Annotated in this window: 16 protein-coding genes; 10 read left to right on the top strand and 6 right to left on the bottom strand. The window is 74.0% G+C overall.

Features of this window, described 5'->3' with window-relative positions:
• Positions 1 to 42: 42 nt before the first annotated feature.
• The 3 genes from ACIOWN_RS08040 to fxsA all read left to right on the top strand — a co-directional run bounded on the left by ACIOWN_RS08040 (position 43) and on the right by fxsA (position 3,634).
• Positions 43 to 1,647 carry an amidohydrolase gene (locus ACIOWN_RS08040; RefSeq protein WP_401981122.1) on the top strand — a complete coding sequence of 535 codons (1,605 nt, stop codon included), beginning with the start codon at positions 43 to 45 and terminating at the stop codon, positions 1,645 to 1,647.
• Positions 1,648 to 2,193: 546 nt separating this feature from the next.
• Complete coding sequence (locus ACIOWN_RS08035) at positions 2,194 to 2,994, top strand: polyprenol monophosphomannose synthase (RefSeq protein ID WP_362347179.1); 801 nt, start codon at positions 2,194 to 2,196, stop codon at positions 2,992 to 2,994.
• Positions 2,995 to 3,079: 85 nt separating this feature from the next.
• On the top strand, positions 3,080 to 3,634 hold the full coding sequence (gene fxsA, locus ACIOWN_RS08030; protein WP_362347182.1) for an FxsA family membrane protein: 555 nt from the start codon (positions 3,080 to 3,082) through the stop codon (positions 3,632 to 3,634).
• A 150-nt stretch (positions 3,635 to 3,784) separates the two neighbouring features.
• On the opposite strand, the gene ACIOWN_RS08025 is transcribed toward fxsA, so the two are convergent.
• The 4 genes from ACIOWN_RS08025 to ACIOWN_RS08010 form a co-directional block, all read right to left on the bottom strand.
• Positions 3,785 to 4,159: an RNA polymerase-binding protein RbpA gene (locus tag ACIOWN_RS08025; RefSeq protein WP_003977404.1), complete on the bottom strand. Its 375-nt coding sequence runs from the start codon at positions 4,157 to 4,159 to the stop codon at positions 3,785 to 3,787.
• Between the two features lie 279 nt (positions 4,160 to 4,438).
• On the bottom strand, positions 4,439 to 5,788 hold the full coding sequence (locus ACIOWN_RS08020) for an MFS transporter (RefSeq protein ID WP_401981118.1): 1,350 nt from the start codon (positions 5,786 to 5,788) through the stop codon (positions 4,439 to 4,441).
• Positions 5,789 to 5,861: 73 nt separating this feature from the next.
• Positions 5,862 to 6,629: a glycerophosphodiester phosphodiesterase gene (locus tag ACIOWN_RS08015; protein WP_401981117.1), complete on the bottom strand. Its 768-nt coding sequence runs from the start codon at positions 6,627 to 6,629 to the stop codon at positions 5,862 to 5,864.
• A 17-nt stretch (positions 6,630 to 6,646) separates the two neighbouring features.
• Positions 6,647 to 7,276 (bottom strand): hypothetical protein, encoded by a 630-nt coding sequence (locus ACIOWN_RS08010; RefSeq protein ID WP_362347187.1) that lies wholly within the window; start codon positions 7,274 to 7,276, stop codon positions 6,647 to 6,649.
• 100 nt (positions 7,277 to 7,376) lie between these two features.
• Here ACIOWN_RS08010 and ACIOWN_RS08005 point away from each other — a divergent pair, with 100 nt between their 5' ends.
• Positions 7,377 to 8,882, top strand: a complete 1,506-nt coding sequence (locus tag ACIOWN_RS08005; RefSeq protein ID WP_362347189.1) for a PLP-dependent aminotransferase family protein — start codon at positions 7,377 to 7,379, stop codon at positions 8,880 to 8,882.
• Between the two features lie 37 nt (positions 8,883 to 8,919).
• Here the strand turns inward: ACIOWN_RS08005 and ACIOWN_RS08000 are convergent, their stop codons facing one another.
• Positions 8,920 to 10,497 (bottom strand): hypothetical protein, encoded by a 1,578-nt coding sequence (locus tag ACIOWN_RS08000; protein ID WP_401981115.1) that lies wholly within the window; start codon positions 10,495 to 10,497, stop codon positions 8,920 to 8,922.
• Positions 10,498 to 10,537: 40 nt separating this feature from the next.
• Positions 10,538 to 10,732 carry a hypothetical protein gene (locus ACIOWN_RS07995; RefSeq protein ID WP_100567939.1) on the bottom strand — a complete coding sequence of 65 codons (195 nt, stop codon included), beginning with the start codon at positions 10,730 to 10,732 and terminating at the stop codon, positions 10,538 to 10,540.
• 311 nt (positions 10,733 to 11,043) lie between these two features.
• Here ACIOWN_RS07995 and ACIOWN_RS07990 point away from each other — a divergent pair, with 311 nt between their 5' ends.
• The 6 genes from ACIOWN_RS07990 to ACIOWN_RS07965 all read left to right on the top strand — a co-directional run bounded on the left by ACIOWN_RS07990 (position 11,044) and on the right by ACIOWN_RS07965 (position 18,279).
• On the top strand, positions 11,044 to 11,436 hold the full coding sequence (locus ACIOWN_RS07990; protein WP_326801621.1) for an ankyrin repeat domain-containing protein: 393 nt from the start codon (positions 11,044 to 11,046) through the stop codon (positions 11,434 to 11,436).
• A 324-nt stretch (positions 11,437 to 11,760) separates the two neighbouring features.
• Positions 11,761 to 13,179, top strand: coding sequence for a HEAT repeat domain-containing protein (locus ACIOWN_RS07985; protein ID WP_362347194.1), 1,419 nt, complete (start codon positions 11,761 to 11,763; stop codon positions 13,177 to 13,179).
• A 139-nt stretch (positions 13,180 to 13,318) separates the two neighbouring features.
• Positions 13,319 to 14,446 (top strand): glycosyltransferase family 4 protein, encoded by a 1,128-nt coding sequence (locus ACIOWN_RS07980; RefSeq protein ID WP_401981112.1) that lies wholly within the window; start codon positions 13,319 to 13,321, stop codon positions 14,444 to 14,446.
• Complete coding sequence (locus ACIOWN_RS07975) at positions 14,443 to 15,606, top strand: glycosyltransferase (RefSeq protein WP_362347197.1); 1,164 nt, start codon at positions 14,443 to 14,445, stop codon at positions 15,604 to 15,606. The genes ACIOWN_RS07980 and ACIOWN_RS07975 overlap by 4 nt, the downstream gene beginning before the upstream one ends.
• On the top strand, positions 15,603 to 16,463 hold the full coding sequence (locus ACIOWN_RS07970; protein WP_362347199.1) for an SGNH/GDSL hydrolase family protein: 861 nt from the start codon (positions 15,603 to 15,605) through the stop codon (positions 16,461 to 16,463). Before ACIOWN_RS07975 ends, ACIOWN_RS07970 begins: the two co-directional genes overlap by 4 nt.
• A 289-nt stretch (positions 16,464 to 16,752) precedes the next feature.
• Entirely contained in the window at positions 16,753 to 18,279 is a 1,527-nt protein-coding gene (locus ACIOWN_RS07965; protein WP_362347201.1) for a hypothetical protein, read from the top strand.
• Positions 18,280 to 18,324: the final 45 nt, after the last annotated feature.

The raw sequence follows: 18,324 nt of genomic DNA, 5'->3' as shown, positions 1-18,324 counted from the left end.
CCTGCGTGCCGGCGGGTTCGGGGGAGGCGGGAGACTGGGGGCATGAGTGAGCGTGCTGCCGAGGTCCGGACCGTCCTGCTGCGCCGGGGGGAGATCCACAGTCCCGCCGACCCGTTCGCGACCGCCATGGTCGTGGAGGCCGGCCAGGTGGCCTGGGTCGGCTCGGAGGGGGCGGCGGACGCGTTCGCCGACGGCGTCGACGAGGTGGTCGACCTGGACGGCGCCCTCGTCACCCCGGCGTTCACCGACGCCCATGTGCACACCACCGCGACCGGCCTCGCCCTCACCGGTCTGGACCTGTCCGACGCGCCCTCCCTGGAGGCGGCGCTCGCCCGGGTACGGGACTTCGCCGCCGCCCGCCCGGGCGACCGCGTCCTGCTCGGCCACGGATGGGACGCGGCCCGCTGGCCCGGCGGACGCCCCCCGGCGCGCGCCGAACTCGACGAGGCCACGGGCGACCGGCCGCTCTACCTGAGCCGTATCGACGTGCACTCCGCGGTCGTCACCACGGCGCTGCTCGACCTCGTACCGGAGGTCCAGGGCCCCGTGGACGGCCCGCTGACCGCCGACGCCCACCACGCCGTGCGGGCCGCCGCGTTCGCCGCGGTCACCCCCGCCCAGCGCGCCGAGGCGCAGCGGGCCGCGCTCGCCCGCGCCGCCTCCCTGGGCATCGGTTCGGTGCACGAGTGCGGCGGCCCGCGCATCTCCTCCGAGGACGACTTCACAGGGCTGCTGAGGCTCGCCGCCGAGGAACCGGGCCCGCGGGTCGTCGGCTACTGGGCGGAGGAGGACGCCGAAAAGGCGCGTCGGCTGGGCGCCCACGGCGCCGCCGGCGACCTCTTCGTGGACGGCTCCATCGGCTCGCACACCGCCTGCCTGCACGCGCCGTACACGGACGCCGCCCACACCGGGACCGCCTACCTGGACACGGCCGCCGTCGCAGCCCACGTCGCCGCCTGCACCGAGGCGGGCCTCCAGGCGGGCTTCCACGCCATCGGCGACGCCGCCGTCACCGCGGTCGTCGACGGTGTGCGCGCCGCCGCCGAGAAGGTGGGCCTGGCCCGTGTGCGCGCCGCCCGGCACCGCGTCGAGCACGCCGAGATGCTCACCCCGGAGACCGTCGCCGCCTTCGCCGAACTCGGCCTCACCGCGTCCGTGCAGCCCGCCTTCGACGCCCTGTGGGGCGGCGACGAGGGCATGTACGCCCGGCGCCTGGGCGTCGAGCGGGCCCGGACGCTGAACCCCTTCGCGGCCCTGCTGCGCGCCGGAGTCCCCCTCGCCTTCGGCTCCGACAGCCCCGTCACACCGCTGGACCCGTGGGGCACGGTCCGGGCGGCGGCCTTCCACCGCACGCCCGAGCACCGCGTCTCCGTCCGCGCGGCGTTCACCGCGCACACCCGCGGCGGCTGGCGCGCGGTCGGGCGGGACGACGCGGGCATCCTGGTGCCCGGCGCCCCCGCCGACTACGCCGTCTGGAGCACCGGCGAACTCGTGGTCCAGGCCCCCGACGACCGGGTCGCGCGCTGGTCGACCGACCCGCGCTCGGGCACGCCCGGGCTGCCCGACCTCACTCCGGGGCGTGACCTGCCCGTCTGCCTGCGGACCGTGGTGGGCGGACGGACGGTGTTCGTACGGCCGGGCGAGTGATCTCCCGTGGGCGCACCGCGCCGCCCCGCGCCCGCCGCTCGGTCGCGCGACCTGCGCATCCTCCGCACCGGCCCGGTGGCCATGGGCGTTTGTACTGGTCACGGCACTGGTTGACAGGCGACGGCAGCGGGCCGGTAGGTTCTGCCGGGTCCACCACCGGACGCCCGGCCGGGGAACTTCCGTACCCGTGTCACGGTGCCGCTGGGTCAGGGACGGTGTGCCGCACCGGGTCACCGTCGCTGGGAGCCAGGCTCAGCGCCCGCGTCCGCGAGGGAACGTTCCGGACGGTCGGCAAGGTGTGACCCGGGTGGGGCCCGGGCGCTCAGTAGACAACGGCTTTCGGTCGATCCGCAGCCAGCGGGTCCCAGGTCGGCCCGAAGAGCGCCGGGCCCCCATCCGCCGCACGGGCGGATCCATGGCACGATCGAGGCGGGCGCTCCTACCCCCCTCTTGCCGAATCGACACCCCCGTACGCCTGCGATGTCACGTCCGCGCAGGCCGGGGACACTATGGTGGTCCCCTGCGTACGGACATGAAGGGGCAGCAGTGAACGACGGCGACGGCAACCCCGCGGCCGGCTCCCGGGACAGGCGACTCGGCCCTCTCGGCACGGCCTTGGTGATCATTCCGACCTACAACGAGGCGGAGAACATCAAGACGATCGTGAGCCGGGTGCGCTCGTCCGTCCCCGAGGCGCACGTCCTCGTGGCCGACGACAACAGCCCCGACGGCACGGGCAAGCTCGCGGACGAACTGGCGGCCGAGGACGGGCACGTGCACGTGCTGCACCGCAAGGGCAAGGAGGGCCTGGGCGCCGCCTACCTCGCGGGGTTCCGCTGGGGCCTGGAGCACGACTACGGCGTCCTGATCGAGATGGACGCCGACGGCTCCCACCAGCCCGAGGAACTGCCCCGGCTGCTGACCGCCCTCAAGGGCGCCGACCTGGTCCTCGGATCCCGCTGGGTGCCGGGCGGACGCGTGGTGAACTGGCCGAAGTCGCGCGAGTTCATCTCCCGTGGCGGCAGCACCTACTCACGCCTCGCCCTCGACCTGCCCCTGCGGGACATCACCGGCGGCTACCGCGCCTTCCGCCGGGAGACTCTGGAGGGCCTGGGCCTGGACGAGGTCGCCTCGCAGGGCTACTGCTTCCAGGTCGACCTGGCCCGCCGCGCCGTCAAGGCCGGCTACCACGTCGTCGAGGTGCCCATCACCTTCGTCGAGCGCGAGCACGGCGACTCCAAGATGAGCCGGGACATCCTCGTCGAGGCGCTGTGGCGGGTCACCGCGTGGGGCGTGGGGGAGCGGGTGACCAAGATCACCGGCCGGGGCGGCAAGCCCCAGGCATAGGGTCCTTCGGTGGGATCCGGCCCGATCCGGACGACAGGCGCCGGCCCTTATCCGGCATTGAGCAGCCGCCAGGCACACTGGGAGCATGACGACTGGCGCTCCGACCTCTTCCTACTCCGCCCGGCCCCGGCGTTCCGGGCCCCGCCGGTATCTGCCGCTGGGCCTCGCGGTGTGGATCGTGCTGGAGATCTGGCTGCTGACGGTGGTCGCCGGAGCGGCGGGCGGGTTCACGCTCTTCGCGCTGCTCGTCGCCGGCGTCGTTCTCGGCGCGGTGGTGATCAAGCGGGCGGGCCGCCGTGCCTTCCAGAACCTCAACGAGGCGCTCCAGCAGGGCGGCGCCCCCTCCGCGCGCCGTGGTGGCAACGGCCTGATGATGCTGGGCGGCCTGCTGCTGATGATCCCCGGCATGCTCTCGGACGCGGTGGGCCTGCTCCTGCTGCTTCCGCCCATCCAGCAGGCCGTGAGCCGCTACGCCGGGCGGACCGTCGACCGCAGGCTGCGCGAGGCCGGCCCCGGCACTTTCGGCGACGCGTTCCAGCAGGTCCGCATCCACCGCCCCGACGGCAAGGTGGTCCAGGGCGAGGTGATCAGGGACGAGCCGGACGCCCCGGACGAGCAGCGCCCGCCGCTGACCCGGTGACACCGGGGGGATCCCGGAACCCGGGCACCGGGGGGACACCCGGAACCCGGAAGAAGACGTGGCAGCGGGCGCCGTACAGGAACGTACGGCGCCCGCTGCCACGTGCATGCGTCGGCGTGCGCTGCGAATCGGCCCGGCCCCCGGCGGGGACTACGCGCTCTTGCGGCTGTCCCGGGGATGGACGGCGATGTTCATCGCGCCGGACCGCAGCACGGCGAGACGCTCCTCGAGGACCTCTTCGAGCTCCTCGCGGGTGCGCCGCTCCATCAGCATGTCCCAGTGCGTGCGCGCCGGCTTCGCCTTCTTCTCCTCCGGCCCGTCGCCATCCACCAGGAGTGCCTGGGCCCCGCAGACCTTGCACTCCCACTCCGGCGGGATCTCCGCCTCGACCGAGAAGGGCATCTCGAAACGGTGCCCCTTCTCGCATGCGTACTCCACGGCCTGGCGCGGAGCCAGGTCGATACCGCGGTCGGTCTCGTAGCTGGTCACCACGAGGCGCGTGCCGCGAAGAGCTCGCTCACTCATGAATCGTGCCTCCCGGGCTTGTCGCCCACAGGACAGGTGTCGCTGTCGTCGTCATCCGGTCAACGTCCGGTCGGCGGTAAAGATTCCCGTTCCGATGTCCCGTTCCGGGTCATGCGTCGCCGTCGTAGCCGCAGCCTTGTCAACCAGTGCAGTACCCACCGGCGCCCGGTTTGTCACATCTGTAAGTAGATGTCACCCAGCGTTTCGGCATCTTTGACACGCAGTAACGGTACGCCTGGCAGGCCAAACGCGTACACTACCGCCCTTTCGCCCCGAGCGCTAAATCCGCTCGGGAACCGGATTGCCCGCGTCGCTGATCGCGCGGCGCACCGGGACCCGGGCGAGCAGCACGAACCCGATCGCGAAGAACGCCACCAGCGAGATGATCGCGTCCCGGTAGCTGCCGGTGAGCTGGTAGGTGATCCCGAAGAGCAGCGGTCCCAGCCAGCTCATGCCCCGGTCGCTCATCTCGTACGCCGAGAAGTACTCGGCCTCCTTGCCGGGCGGGACCAGATGCGAGAACAGCGACCGGGACAGCGCCTGGCTGCCGCCGAGGACCAGCCCGATCCCGGCGGCCAGCACGAAGAACCACATCGGCGCCCCGGCCGGCAGGAAGTACCCGGCCGCCAGGATGACCGCCCACGCGGCCAGCGAGCCGAGGATCGTGCGCTTGGCCCCGTACCTGTGGGCCAGCCGTCCCATGCCGAGCGCCCCCGCCACCGCCAGCACCTGCACCATCAGCACCGCCGTGATGAGCGTCGACTGGCTCAGGCCCAGTTCGCGGGAGCCGTACACCGACGCCTGCGAGATCACCGTCTGGATGCCGTCGTTGTAGGCGAGGTAGGCGAGCAGGAAGGACAGAGTGAGCGGTTTGCCCCGCATGTCCCTGACGGTGGCGGCGAGTTGGCGCCAGCCGTGGACCGGTGCCGCGGCGGGGGCGGTGCGGCGGTCGCGCAGCCGCTTCAGCGGGACGAGCGTGAAGACACCCCACCACAGACCGGCCGAGGCGAGGCAGATGCGCACGGCCATGGACTCGGAGACGCCGAAGGAGTCGTGGGCGGTGAACAGGACGAGGTTCGCCACCAGCACCAGTGAGCCGGCCGCGTAGCCGAAGGCCCAGCCGCGCGAGGAGACCGCGTCGCGCTCCTCGGGCGGGGCGATCTGCGGCAGGTAGGAGTTGTAGAGGACCATCGAGACGGCCACCGACGCGTTGGCGACGACCAGCAGCAGACCGCCCAGCAGATAGCGGTGGCCGTCCAGGAAGAACAGGCCCGTGGTGGCGCCGGCGCCCACATAGGCGGCGGCCGCGAGGAGCGGCTTCTTGCGGCCGGTGCGGTCGGCCGCCGCGCCGGCCATCGGCATCAGCACGATCGCCACGATCACGGACGCCGAGACGCAGTACGCGAAGAACGACCCGGCCCGCACCGGGATGCCCAGCGGGTGGACGAAGCCGTGCGGGTCCGCCGCCGACTCGGCCACCGCCGTGAGATAGGGGCCGAGGAACACGGTGAGCACGCTCGTCGAGTAGACGGAGCATGCCCAGTCGTAGAAGTACCATCCGCGCTGCTCGCGGCGCCGGTCGGCGGCCTCGTCGCCGGCCCGCCCCGCCCGCACGGTGTCACTGCCCACCCCGCGCCCTCGCTTCCCCGCTGGTTCCCCTGCTGCCGACGGTCCGCGAAGACGGACGGAGGCGTTCTGGGCCTCAGGCCCAGACACCCCGCTCCTCCATGACCTTGCGCAACGTGTCGATGTGATCGGTCATGATGCCATCGACACCGAGGTCCAGGAGCCGGTGCATCAGTGCGGGTTCGTTGATCGTCCACACGTGCACGTGCAGCCCGCGTGCGTGGGCGGTGCGGACGAACCGCCGGTCTACGACCGGGACGCCGAACTGGGACACGGGCACCTGCGCGGCCACCGCGGACCGGCGCGGCACCGCCGGCAGACCCCAGGAGCGCAGCCTCAGGGCCAGCACCCCGCGGGTGCCGTACGAGGTGGCGAGGCGCGGCCCGGCCAGCCGCTGCGCCCGGACCACGCGGGCCTCCGAGAACGAGCCGACGCAGACGCGGTCCCAGGCGTTCGTCCGCTCGATCAGGTCCAGCAGGGGGCGCAGGGCGGGCTCGGCCTTGACGTCGACGTTCCAGCGGACCTCGGGGAAGGCCTCAAGGAGTTCCGCGAGGAGCGGCACCGGCTCCCGGCCCGCCACGCGCGCCTGGCGCACGTCGTCCCACGGCAGGTCCGCGATGCGGCCCGCGCCGTCGGTCACCCGGTCCAGGGTCGCGTCGTGGAAGGCGACGAGCCGGCCGTCCGACGTGGCGTGGACGTCGGTCTCCATGTAGCGGTAGCCCAGTCCGGCCGCGCGCCGGAACTGCGCCATGGTGTTCTCCAGCCCGTCGGCCGCCCCGCCGCGGTGCGCGAACGGGATGGGTCCCGGATGGTCGAGGTAGGGGTGGCGTACGGGCGTGGTCACGGACGCAGTATGGCTCGTCAGGGTGTCCCGGCGGCAACGGCGTTGTCTCCGGCCGGCGCCGGAAGGGCGAACAGCCGCAGGAAGAGCTGGGCCAGCGGTCCGATGGTGATCGCGTACAGCACCGTGCCGACGCCGATCGTGCCGCCCAGGGCGAAGCCGGTGACCACGACCGCCACCTCCACGGCCGTCCGCATCAGGCGGATCGAGCGGCCGGTGCGCTGGTGCAGTCCCGTCATCAGCCCGTCGCGGGGGCCGGCCCCGAAGCGGGCGGAGATGTAGAGGCCGGTGGCCACTCCGTTGAGCACGATGCCCGTCACGAGCAGCGGAACCTGGACGGCGAGGGTGCGGGCGTCGGGCAGCAGGGCGAGGGTGCCGTCCATGGCGAGGCCGACGACGAAGACGTTGGAGACCGTGCCGAGGCCGGGGCGCTGGCGCAGCGGGACCCACAGGAGCAGCACGACCGCGCCGACGATGATCGCGACCGTGCCGATCGTCAGGCCGGTCAGTTCGGACAGGCCCTGGTGCAGCACGTTCCACGGTTCCAGACCCAGGCCCGCCCGGACGAGGAGTGCGGAGCTCGCGCCGTACAGCACGAGGCCGGCGTAGAGCTGGATCAGTCGGCGCCCTAGGCGGGCGGGTGCGGACAAAGCGTCCCCCCTGGTGGTGGAAGTGGCCTGGTGGATGACACTCTGTGGCGGGGGGAGATGTTCCATCCATGGCCAATTCGAGGAAGGTGGACTGGTCGTCATGGCGCAGTGGACCTCGGCGGTGGGAGCCGCGCAGCTCGCTCGGCTGCTCAAGTCCCAGCAGGAACGCCCGGCGGGCCCGGGTTCACGCCGCCCGCCCGCCTACCGCGCGCTCGCCGACGGCATCCGGCTGCTGGTGCTCGAAGGGCGGGTTCCGGTGGCCGCCCGGCTGCCCGCCGAGCGTGAACTCGCCCTGTCCCTCTCCGTCAGCCGCACCACGGTCGCCGCCGCGTACGAGGCCCTGCGCACCGAGGGCTTCCTGGAGTCCCGGCGCGGCGCGGGCAGCTGGACCGCCGTGCCGGCCGGGAACCCGCTGCCCGCGCGGGGGCTGGAACCCCTGCCGCCGGAGGCACTGGGCTCGGTGATCGACCTGGGCACCGCGGCGCTGCCGGCCCCGGAGCCGTGGCTCACCCGCGCCGTGCAGGGCGCGCTGGAGGAACTTCCGCCCTACGCCCACACCCACGGCGACTATCCCGCCGGGCTGCCGGCACTGCGGTCGATGATCGCGGAGCGGTACACCGCGCGCGGGATCCCCACGATGCCCGAGCAGATCATGGTGACGACCGGCGCCATGGGCGCCATCGACGCCATCTGCCACCTCTTCGGGGGCCGCGGCGAGCGCATCGCCGTCGAGTCGCCGTCCTACGCCAACATCCTCCAGCTCATGCGGGAGGCGGGCGCCCGCCTCGTGCCGGTCGCCATGGCCGAGGGGCTCACGGGGTGGGACCTGGACCGCTGGCGCCAGGTACTGAGGGAGGCCGCGCCCCGGATCGCCTACGTCGTCGCCGACTTCCACAACCCGACCGGCGCGCTCGCCGACGAGGAGCAGCGGCGCAGGCTGGTGGAGGCGGCCCGCTCGGCGGGGACGGTGCTCGTCGTCGACGAGACGATGAGCGAGCTGTACCTGGATCCGGGGCTGGAGATGCCGCGGCGGGTGTGCGCCTTCGATCCGGCCGGATCCACGGTGATCACCGTCGGCTCGGCCAGCAAGGCCTTCTGGGCCGGGATGCGCATCGGCTGGGTGCGGGCGGCCCCCGACGTGATCCGCAGTCTGATCGCCGCGCGGGCCTACGCCGACCTGGGCACCCCCGTGCTGGAGCAGCTGGCCGTGAACTGGCTGTTCAGCACCGGGGGATGGGAGGAGGCCTTGGAGGTCCGGCGGGGCCAGGCCCGCGACAACCGGGACGCGCTGGTGGCGGCGGTCCGGCGCGAGCTGCCCGACTGGGAGTTCGAGGTGCCCGGCGGCGGGCTCACGCTGTGGGTGCGCACCGGCGGCCTCTCGGGCTCCCGTGTCGCCGAGGCGGGCGAGCGGGTGGGCGTCCGCGTCCCCTCCGGCCCGCGCTTCGGCGTCGACGGGGCCTTCGAGGGCTATGTCCGGCTGCCGTTCACGGTCGCGGGAGCGGTGGCGGAGGAGGCGGCCGCACGCCTCGCGGCGGCGGCCCGGCTGGTGGAGGCGGGAACGGGAACCTCCGGGGGGAGCGAGTCCCCTCGCACGTTCGTCGCCTGAGCGCGCGGTTCCTCGGGGCCCGTGAGGGCCCGCGCCCTCACGAGGGCTCCGCGACCGCTTCCGTCACGGCCTCCAGGGGCTCAGGCACCCGCTCCCCGTCGGCCGGTGTGGTCTTCGGCGGCAGGAGATCGAGCACGGCCTGCCGATGGGCGTCGCTCGTCGCGTCGTCGTGGGGGTCGGGCGTGGCAGGCACCTGGAGCCGGTGGACCGGCTTCGTCCCCAGCCGGGCGTACCCCCGTCCCGCCGGGACGACGGGCGGCGGCGTCGTGTGCGGCGGCGCCCCCAGCACCGCCTTGAGCTGTTCCGCCGTCGCCGGCCCGAGCACGACACGCGCGCGCGTGTGCTGCCGTACCGCGTCGCTCAGCGCCTCCGCGCAGTCGAACTGCTCGGCCACGACCACCGCCACGCCGACCGCGCGTCCGTGCCGCAGCGGCACCTGCAGCAGCGCCTGCGGATCCTTGCGGCCGTCCGCGGCGGCCAGGTGCGTGAACGCGGTGGGCCGGTCGAGCAGCAGCCACAGCGGCCGCCTGGTGTCCTCCGGCGGCGGATGGCCCGCCTGCCGCGCGCGGTTGACGGCGATCAGCCGGCGCTCGGTCTCGGTGGCCGCCCACTCGAGGCTCGCCAGCACCCCGGCCAGCCCGCACTCGACCGCGAGCACCCCGTCCCGGCCGGTCAGGCAGGCGAACTCACCGGTGCCGCCGCCGTCCACGATCAGTACGTCGCCATGCTGGAGTGCCTGGAGCGCGACGGAACGCAGCAGCGTGGAGGTGCCGCTGCCCGCCTGGCCCAGGGCCAGCAGGTGCGGCTCGGTGGAGCGCAGGCCGGTGCGCCAGACGACCGGCGGCACGTCGCGCTGTTCCTCGCCGTAGCCGAGGGGGAGCGTGCGCTGGACCTCGGTGGGGTCGGTGAAGCCGAGCACGGTCTCGCCCGGCGCCGTGACGAAGCGCTGCGCGGCGATGTCCGTGGGCAGCGGGGCGAGCGCGGTGAAGGTGAGCTGGTTGCCCTCCTCGTCCCAGGAGAAGAGGTATTCGCGGCCACGGCCGGCCTTGACGGTGAGCAGGTGCTCGATCCGCGCGCGGGACTCGGCCTCGCCGTCGGTGAAGTACGCGGGGTACCGGATCGCCAGGTGGCGCACGCGCCCCGAGTCGTCGAACTCGAAGGCGGGGAACGCCTTCTCCCACGCGCCGCCGTGCGCGTACAGCGGTGCCGGGTCCCCGGTGGCCGAGAAGTAGGGCACCAGGGCCTCGTACAGGGAGGTCAGGCGCTGGACGCGCGACTCGTCCGGGCCCTCGGCCTTCGGCGGGGTGCGGTCGCGGCCGTGCCAGGCCGCTGCCGCCATCAGCACGACGGCGGCGAGCAGCGGGCCGTACGGCACCAGCGCCACGACCAGGAACAACGACGCCACGAGGAACATCAGTGGGCCGCGCCGGTCCTTCGGCGTGTCCGACCACTTGCGCCGTCCGGCCGAGGCCAGCCGGCGCAGACCACGCGTGATGGTGATCAGCGGGTGGAGGATGTCGGTGGCGCTGTCCGCCGCCGTCCGTGCCAGCTCCCGGCTCCGGGTGAGCTGTGCGCTGCCTGTGCTCAGAATGCGGGGGAGGGGGCGCCGGGCCACTGCTGCCTCCTGGAGGTGCGTACGGGAGGGACGGACGTCGTCAGAACCTCATGCCGCCCAGAAGGCTCGCCAGACTCTCGCCGCCGGCCTTGATGCTCGGGGCGATGGCCGTGCTCGAGAGGTAGAAGCCGAACATCGCGGACACGCACGCGTGCGACGGCTTCAGTCCGTCCTTGCGGAAGAAGACGACAGTGACGATGCCGAACAGGATCACGCCTGAGACGGAGAGGATCATGGGAGGTCTCCTGGTGTCGAGTGGGGACAGTCACCCTAGGTTCTTCCAGCATCACAGCATGTATCCATATGACAAAAGGTGCAAATGGGTGAATTTCGTTCGATTTCCATCGGCTGGCGGAGTCCCTTGGGGTACCTGAAGCGCACTGCGGCGTCCGACCTCGTCCGTGGTGATCATTACCTCGGGCACCCCCGGTCATGTGGCGCACAAGCCAGTACGCTGGCGATTCACCCGTACGGCCGACCAGCGCGGACCGCCGTACGCTTGCTCCCCGCAGTACCGAACGTTCGCAGTGAGAGGCGGTCCGGCCGATGAGTGAAGCCCCCGACCCCGAGGTCGTGGAGCTGGCGACCAAGATCTTCGATCTGGCCCGGCAGGGGCGGACCGAGGCCCTCGTGGCGTACGTCGACGCGGGCGTCCCGGCCGACCTCACCAACGACCGCGGCGACTCCCTGGTGATGCTCGCCGCCTACCACGGCCACGCGGCGGCCGTCCGCGCGCTGCTGGCCAGGGGCGCCGACGCCGACCGCGTCAACGACCGGGGCCAGACCCCGCTCGCCGGAGCGGTCTTCAAGGGCGAGCAGGAAGTGATCAAGGCCCTCCTGGAGGGCGGCGCGGACCCGTCCGCCGGCACCCCCTCGGCCGTCGACACGGCCCGGATGTTCGGCAGGGCGGAGCTGCTGGAGATGTTCGGCGAGAGCTGATCCCCGGGCCGCGAGCAGTTCGCTTCGGCCCTCCTGACCAGGAACGACACGAACAACGGGGGAGGCGGTACGGGGCCGCCGGAAATTTCGGTCGCGGCAGCGCGGGCGCCGGGTCATCATGACGTCGTGGTTCACGGACGCGATGGCTGGGCAGGTGTTGCCGCACCGCGTGGGCCGTGATCCGGCCCGCATGGGCCACCGACGAGAGGCAGAGGAAGATGGTCTACAGCAAGCAGCGGACGGCGGGCGCCCCGACGTGTTGTCGCGCGGCCAGGTAGTGCGAGATCCCCGGTTGCGTCGACGCTTGATGTGAGGCTGTTTCCCATGTTCGATCCGGTCATAGCGCCCAGCGGTACGCTGCTCGGCCTGCTCCAGCGGGGCCGCGGCGACGGCACGCTGCACGCGCTCACCGCTCCCCGCGCCGAGGCGCTGGCGGCACTGAACCACTGCGTGCTGGGCGACCCCCGCCACGACTGGCAGGTGGAGAACCGCTCCCTCTACTACGCCCGGCTCTTCCTCGACCTCGACGGCGAACTGGACCGGATCGAGGAGCACCTCTTCGACCCCGAGGACGCCCTCGACACCGACGAGTCACGCACCGGACTCGCCCTCGCCGTGCTCGGGCACCTCGCCTCCTACGGCAGGCGCGACGCGCTCGCCCTGCTGCGCCGGTACGCCGCCACGGGCGCCAACTGGGCCTGGGCCCTGGACGAACTGGCACTCAGGGACGACGACGCGGGGCTGCGTGCCCTCGCCGCGCCGGTCCTCGCGCGCTTCTCCACCGACGCCGAGGGCGAGGCCGAGCTGGCCGCCGCGGTGCGCGACGCCTTCGAGCCCCGGCCGTGGCGGCTGTGGGCCGACGACCCGCGCGAGTCGGTCGCCACGCGCGTGCGTGCCGCGCACGAGACAGGTTCCTTCGACCTCTGGCAGCGGCAGATGCGTCCCACCGGACCCCGGCCCGGGTGGAGCGTGCAGGCGGTGTTCGACTGGGCCCAGCAGGGCGCCGAACGCGGCGCGGCCCGCCATGTCCCGGCCGCCCGCTGCCTCACCGCCGTCGCGGGCCCCGAGGACCGCCCCGAGATCCTGCGCGCCGCCCGGTCCGGCACCGACGCGGCCCGCTGCACCGCCCTGCGCTACCTCGCCGACAGCGACGACCCCGAGGCCCCGGACCTCATCGAGTCCGCGGTGTCCGACGGCTCGGCCACCGTGGTGGAGGCAGCCGTCGACGCCTTCGAACGCATGCGCGGCGCCGCCGCCGTCGACCGGGCGCGCGGCTGGGCCCGCCGCCCCGACCCGCTCGGCGCCGCCGCCGGACGTGTGCTCGCCTGCCGCGGCACGGTCCGGGACCGCGACCTCGTCCTCGCCGCCCTGCGGGAGGCGGTCCGGGGCGAAGGCCCCGACGCGCCCACCCTGTGGACCCTGGTCGACGGCGCCGGACGGCTCGGCATCACCTGCGCCGCGCCCGTCCTGCGCCACATCTACCGCGAGACCGCCTCCTCCCATCTACGCGGCCGCGCCGCCCGCGCCCTCGCCGCCACCGACCCCTCCTTCCCCGCCGGATTCGCCGTCGAGTGCCTGTGGGACTGCGAGGAGACCACCCGCGAGATCGCCGCCCGGCACGCCGAGACCGGCGACACGCGCGTCGTCGAGCGACTGCGCAGACTCGCCGCCGACCCGGCCGAGGAGGACGAGGTCCAGACCGCCGTACGCAGCCGGATCGGACCGGACGCGCCCGCCGCGTGAACCCCCGGTGACCCGGGAGCCAGGAGCGCGTGGCCGGGGGCGGTCCCACAGGGCCGCACAGCCCAACGCTCATGGGACGTTCCACGCCAGGAAAGATCCACGTTGACGCGGGCACGTCCGGCACGGCGACAACACCGGTATGCGTGTCGTCATCGTGACCGAATCCTTTCCCCCCGATGTGAACGGCGTGGCCCACTGCGCGCTCCAGACCGCCCGGCACCTCGTCGATCGCGGTCACGCCCCCCTCGTCGTGGCTCCCGCCACCGCCGCCTCGACCGGGCCCGACGCCCTCGCGCCGTGCCCCGTCGTCCGCGTCCCCTCCCTCCCGCTCCCGGGCTACCCCCAGGTCCGCGTCGCCCTGCCCAGCCGGCGCGTCGCGGCGGCGCTCACCGAGCACCGCGCCGACCTCGTCCACCTGGCCGGCCCCTTCGTCCTCGGCGTCCGCGGCATGGCCGCCGCCACCCGGCTCGGCATCCCCGCCGTCGCCGTCTACCAGACCGACCTCGCCGGCTACGCCCGCACCTACATGGGCGCCGGCGAGGCGGCCGCCTGGCGGCGCATCCGCTCCGTCCACACCGCCGCCGACCTCACACTCGCCCCCTCCAGTGCCGCCCTGCAGGACCTGGAGGCACACGGCGTGCCCCGGGTCAGGCTGTGGGGCCGTGGAGTGGACACCGTCCGCTTCCGCCCCGGGCACCGCGACGAGGCACTGCGCCGTGAACTCGCCCCGAACGGTGAGCTGATCGTCGGCTACGTCGGCCGGCTCGCCCCCGAGAAGCAGGTGGAACTGCTCGCCGGGGTCTGCGGGATGAACGGCGTACGGGTCGTCGTGGTGGGCGACGGGCCCAGCCGGCCCCAGCTCACCGAGGCCCTGCCGGGCGCCGTCTTCCTGGGCCGCCGCACCGGCGACGACCTCGCGAGGGTCTTCGCATCGCTGGACCTCTTCGTCCACACCGGTCCCTTCGAGACGTTCTGCCAGACCGTTCAGGAGGCCATGGCCTCCGGGGTGCCCGTCGTCGCACCCGCCGCGGGCGGCCCGCTCGACCTGGTCGACCACGGTCGCACCGGGTTCCTGGTCCCGCCGCGCGACGCGGCCGCCGTACGCGACGCCGTGTGGGCGCTGGCCGCCGACCCGGCGCTGCGGGCGTCGCTTGCCGCGGCCGGCCGCACCGCGGTCGAGGGGCGCACCTGGGCGGCGATCGGCGACCAGCTCGTGAACCACTACCAGGACGTGCTCGCCGCGCGGCGGACGGCGGTGGCGGCATGAGCACCGCTCCGCTCACCCTCGTACGGCTCGCGAACTTCGTCGCCCCCGCCTCCGGCGGACTGCGCACCGCCCTGCGCGAACTCGGCAAGGGCTACAAGGCGGCCGGCCACGCCCCGGTGCTGATCGTCCCCGGCGACCGCCACACCGACCAGGAGACCGAGCAGGGCCGGGTGATCACCCTGCCCGGGCCGTTGCTGCCCGGCACCGGTGGCTACCGCGTCCTCACCGGCAAGCGCCGGGTCGCCTCCCTCCTGGAGGAGCTCGAACCGGACCGCCTCGAGGTGTCCGACCGCACGACGCTGCGGTGGACCGGCCAGTGGGCCAGGCGCGCCCGGGTCCCGGCAGTGATGGTCTCCCACGAGACCACCGACGGTGTGCTGCGCACCTGGGGCGTGCCGCAGGCCCTGTCCCTGCGGGCCGCCGACGCCCTCAACCTCCGTACCGCGCACACCTACGCGCGGGTGGTGTGCACCACCGAGTTCGCCGAGCGCGAGTTCGTGCGCGTCGGCGCGCGCAACGTCGTACGCGCGCCCCTGGGCGTCGACCTGGTGGAGCGGCACCCCGCGCTGTGGGACGCGGCACAGCGCGCCCGGCACGCGCGCGCCGACGAGACGCTGTTGGTGATGTGCTCCCGGCTGTCCGTGGAGAAGCGGCCCGGCAACGCCCTGGACGCGCTGGAGGCGCTGCTGCGGCGCGGACGGCGGGCGGTACTGGTGGTGGCCGGGGACGGTCCGCTGCGGGCGCGCCTGGAGCAGCGGGCCCGCGAGCGGGCGCTGCCGGTCACGTTCCTCGGGCACGTCCGCGACCGCGGCGGGCTCGCCGCGCTCCAGGCCTGCGCCGACGTGTGCCTGGCACCCGGACCGGCCGAGACCTTCGGGCTCGCCGCGCTGGAGGCGATGGCCTGCGGCACCCCCGTGGTGGCCAGCGCGTCCTCCGCGCTGCCCGAGGTGATCGGCTCGGCCGGCGACAGCGCGGCCGACCACGGCGAGGCGTTCGCCGACGCCGTGGAGGGTCTGCTGGCGCGCCCGGAGCGGGAGCGGCGCGAGGCCGCACGCGCGCGTGCGGAGTGCTTCGGGTGGACGGCCTCCGTGGACGCGTTCCTCGCCGCGCACGACGTCCCGGCACCCGTACGGCGCCCGCAGTCGGAGGGCGTGGCATGAGACCGGTGCGCTTCGTCGCCCTCGGCGACTCGCTGACCGAGGGCGTCGGCGATCCCACGGGCGACGGATGGCGCGGCTGGGCGGCCCTGCTCGCCGGCGGCCTCGCCGAGCGGCCCGCGGCCGTGGAGTTCACCAACCTGGCGGTCAGCGGGGCGCAGACCCTCGACGTGCTGGAGCGGCAGACCCCGGCCGGGCTCGACCTGAGCCCGGACGTCGTGGCGGTCGTCGTCGGCGTCAACGACACACTGCGCCGCACCTTCGACATCCACGCCGTGGCCGCCCGCCTCGACCAGGTCTACGCGGCCTTCACGCGCCGGGGCGCGGTTTTGCTGACGGCCTGTCTGCCAGATCCCGGCGCGATGCTCGGCCTGCCCGGCGCGCTGGCCCGCCCGCTGGCCCGGCGGCAGCGGGCGGTCAACACGGTGGTGCACGCCCTGTCGGAGCGGTACGGGGCCGTGCACCTGCACGCCGACGCGGGCCGGTGGCTGACCGACCGCGCGATGTGGAGCGCGGACCGGCTGCACCCGGGGGAGCGCGGGCACCGCCAACTCGCCGTCCGCTTCCATGCGTTGCTCGCGGAGACGGGCGTCGCGAACGGGCCCGCCCCCTCGCCCGAGCCGGAGTTCCCCGCGCCCACCAGGTCGGCGAGCCTGTGGTGGCTGGCCACGGCGGGCACCGGCTGGGTGGCGCGCCGCTGCACCGACCTGCTGCCCCAACTCCTCACCCTGGCCGCCGACGAGCTCCACCACCGGGCCCGCGGCAACAGCACCCGCCTCGACGTGCGGTCCTCGGCATCGGTGTCGGCGGCGCTGTCGGCGCTGTCGGTACCGGAACGGACCGAGCCCGAACCCGCTTGAGCCGGACCGGGAACCGCGCCGGGGCACACGTACGGGCCGGGTGCCGTCCGTCATGGCTCATGCCTCGACCCGGCGGGGGACGAGCCGGTGTCTCCGGTGAACGCCACACCGCCCTCGCCCGCCTCGTCGCGGGCGCCCCGACGCGGCCGACGGCAGCCGACGGACCGTGCCCCAGCCCCGACCGGGCCGATCCTCCGGGCCCGCCCGGGAGCGGGTGCGAAGACCCACGGCGCCGGCCTCGTCCGCGCCGTTTGGATCGTTGTCGGACCAAGGACCTAATCTGTGCACCGTGACTTCGCCTGCATCGACGGACAGTGTTCCGCCCCAGCTCAGCGCGGGGCCGCGCCCCGCCCTGGGGCCGGCCGCCGACGAGGGGCTGGCGCGGCGGCTGCGCGCGCTCGCCTGCACCGCGCCGCTGCACGACCTGGACGCCCGCAAGGCCAATCTCGCCGGCGAGTACTCGGTGTACGGCATGGCGGAGGTCGCGCTCGCCGCCATCGACCTCGTCACCCTCAACATGGACTTCGACACCGGCGCCGACCACGACCAGGTCGTGGCCCGGCTCGTCCCGCGCGTCGCCGCACAGGCCCCGCGGCGCCCGGCAGGCGAGCACGAGCGCGTGGCCCGCTGGGTCCTGGAGAACCTGATCAACGTCGGCAGCGTCGACCGCGGCTTCCGCGCGGTGTACGGCACCTTCGGCCCGGACGGCACGTATGTGCGCCGCGACTACGACTTCAAGCTGGTCGAGGAGGTCCCCGGCCCCGGCGGCACCGTCTACCTGCGCACGACGGACGAGGCGGTCAACGTCCTCGTCGGCGCCCTCGACACGGACGTCACCAGCGCCCAGATCGCCGCCGAGGTCAAGCTGGAGGTGCTGATCAGCCGCGGCCGCCTCGCGGACGCGCAGCTCGCCGCCGAACAGGCCCGCTACCGGACCGTGCAGTACGCGGAGACCCTGCGCAGGGCCCTGGAGGCGACCCGGCGCAACGTCCGGGCGGTGGACTGGCTCGGCGCCGTCCCCGACATGATCGCCGAGGCACTGGACCACGTCGCCGACCGCTACCGCCACGAGAACGCGATCCTGACCAACATCCGCAAGGCGCGCGACGAGTCGGAGGAACCCGAGCACAAGCGGCGCGCCGCCGAGCTGGTCGACATCGTCAAGGACTGCATCCGCAGACACACCCAGCTGCAGTCCCGGCTCCTCGAGGCGGGCCCCCTGTTCCGCGCCGAGCAGGACCGGCAGGCCTTCGCCACCCCCCTGACCACCTCCGGCACCGACCTCTACGGCCATCTGCTCGCGCCGACCCTCCCGCTGCCGCTGGAGCAGGCGATCCGGGTCACGGACGCCTTCTTCGCGCGCGGGACCGGGCTGCGCACTCCGGTGTCCGTCCGCGTCGCCGACCTCGTGGACATCCTGCTGACGCCGCCCGTCGAGCGGGAACACCTGGGCGCCGAGATGCCCGAACCCGACCTGATCGCCACCCCGGACGACAGCCGGTTCAGCGAGGAGCAGCTCGCGGCCGCCAGGGAACTCCTCGATCTGCCGGCCGACGCCCCGCGGCGGCTGTCGGGCCTGCTCGCCGAGGCCCGCGACAAGGACCCCGACCTGCCGTACCTGGTCGCCCTGCTGGCCGTCCACGCGGCCAGCCCCCCGGTCGGCACCGCCTACCGGCAGGGCGAGGAGAAGCTGCTGTTCGCCGTGGACGACGGGACCGAACTGGACGATCAGGAGTTCGGCGGCGCCGACCTCATCGTCGGCACGGCACTGCTGGACGCGGCGGGCATGGCGGCCGACCGGACGGAGGCGGCGTGAGCCCCGCCGGCAACCGTACGCACGAGCGACACCCCAGCAAGGAGC

Source organism: Streptomyces sp. NPDC087787 (genome assembly GCF_044743035.1).
Taxonomy (GTDB): Bacteria; Actinomycetota; Actinomycetes; order Streptomycetales; family Streptomycetaceae; genus Streptomyces.
Note: the sequence above shows the minus strand (reverse complement) of the source record. Positions and strands in the feature narration are given on the sequence as shown.

Bases quoted from the DNA above. Each gene is read 5' to 3' on its own strand.
- ACIOWN_RS08040 (WP_401981122.1), top strand. From the start codon at position 43: ATGAGTGAGCGTGCTGCCGAGGTCCGGACCGTCCTGCTGCGCCGGGGG.
- ACIOWN_RS07970 (WP_362347199.1), top strand. From the start codon at position 15,603: ATGAGACCGGTGCGCTTCGTCGCCCTCGGCGACTCGCTGACCGAGGGC.
- ACIOWN_RS08025 (WP_003977404.1), bottom strand. From the start codon at position 4,159: ATGAGTGAGCGAGCTCTTCGCGGCACGCGCCTCGTGGTGACCAGCTAC.
- ACIOWN_RS07975 (WP_362347197.1), top strand. From the start codon at position 14,443: ATGAGCACCGCTCCGCTCACCCTCGTACGGCTCGCGAACTTCGTCGCC.
- ACIOWN_RS07980 (WP_401981112.1), top strand. From the start codon at position 13,319: ATGCGTGTCGTCATCGTGACCGAATCCTTTCCCCCCGATGTGAACGGC.
- ACIOWN_RS07990 (WP_326801621.1), top strand. From the start codon at position 11,044: ATGAGTGAAGCCCCCGACCCCGAGGTCGTGGAGCTGGCGACCAAGATC.
- ACIOWN_RS07985 (WP_362347194.1), top strand. From the start codon at position 11,761: ATGTTCGATCCGGTCATAGCGCCCAGCGGTACGCTGCTCGGCCTGCTC.
- ACIOWN_RS08005 (WP_362347189.1), top strand. From the start codon at position 7,377: ATGGCGCAGTGGACCTCGGCGGTGGGAGCCGCGCAGCTCGCTCGGCTG.
- fxsA (WP_362347182.1), top strand. From the start codon at position 3,080: ATGACGACTGGCGCTCCGACCTCTTCCTACTCCGCCCGGCCCCGGCGT.
- ACIOWN_RS07995 (WP_100567939.1), bottom strand. From the start codon at position 10,732: ATGATCCTCTCCGTCTCAGGCGTGATCCTGTTCGGCATCGTCACTGTC.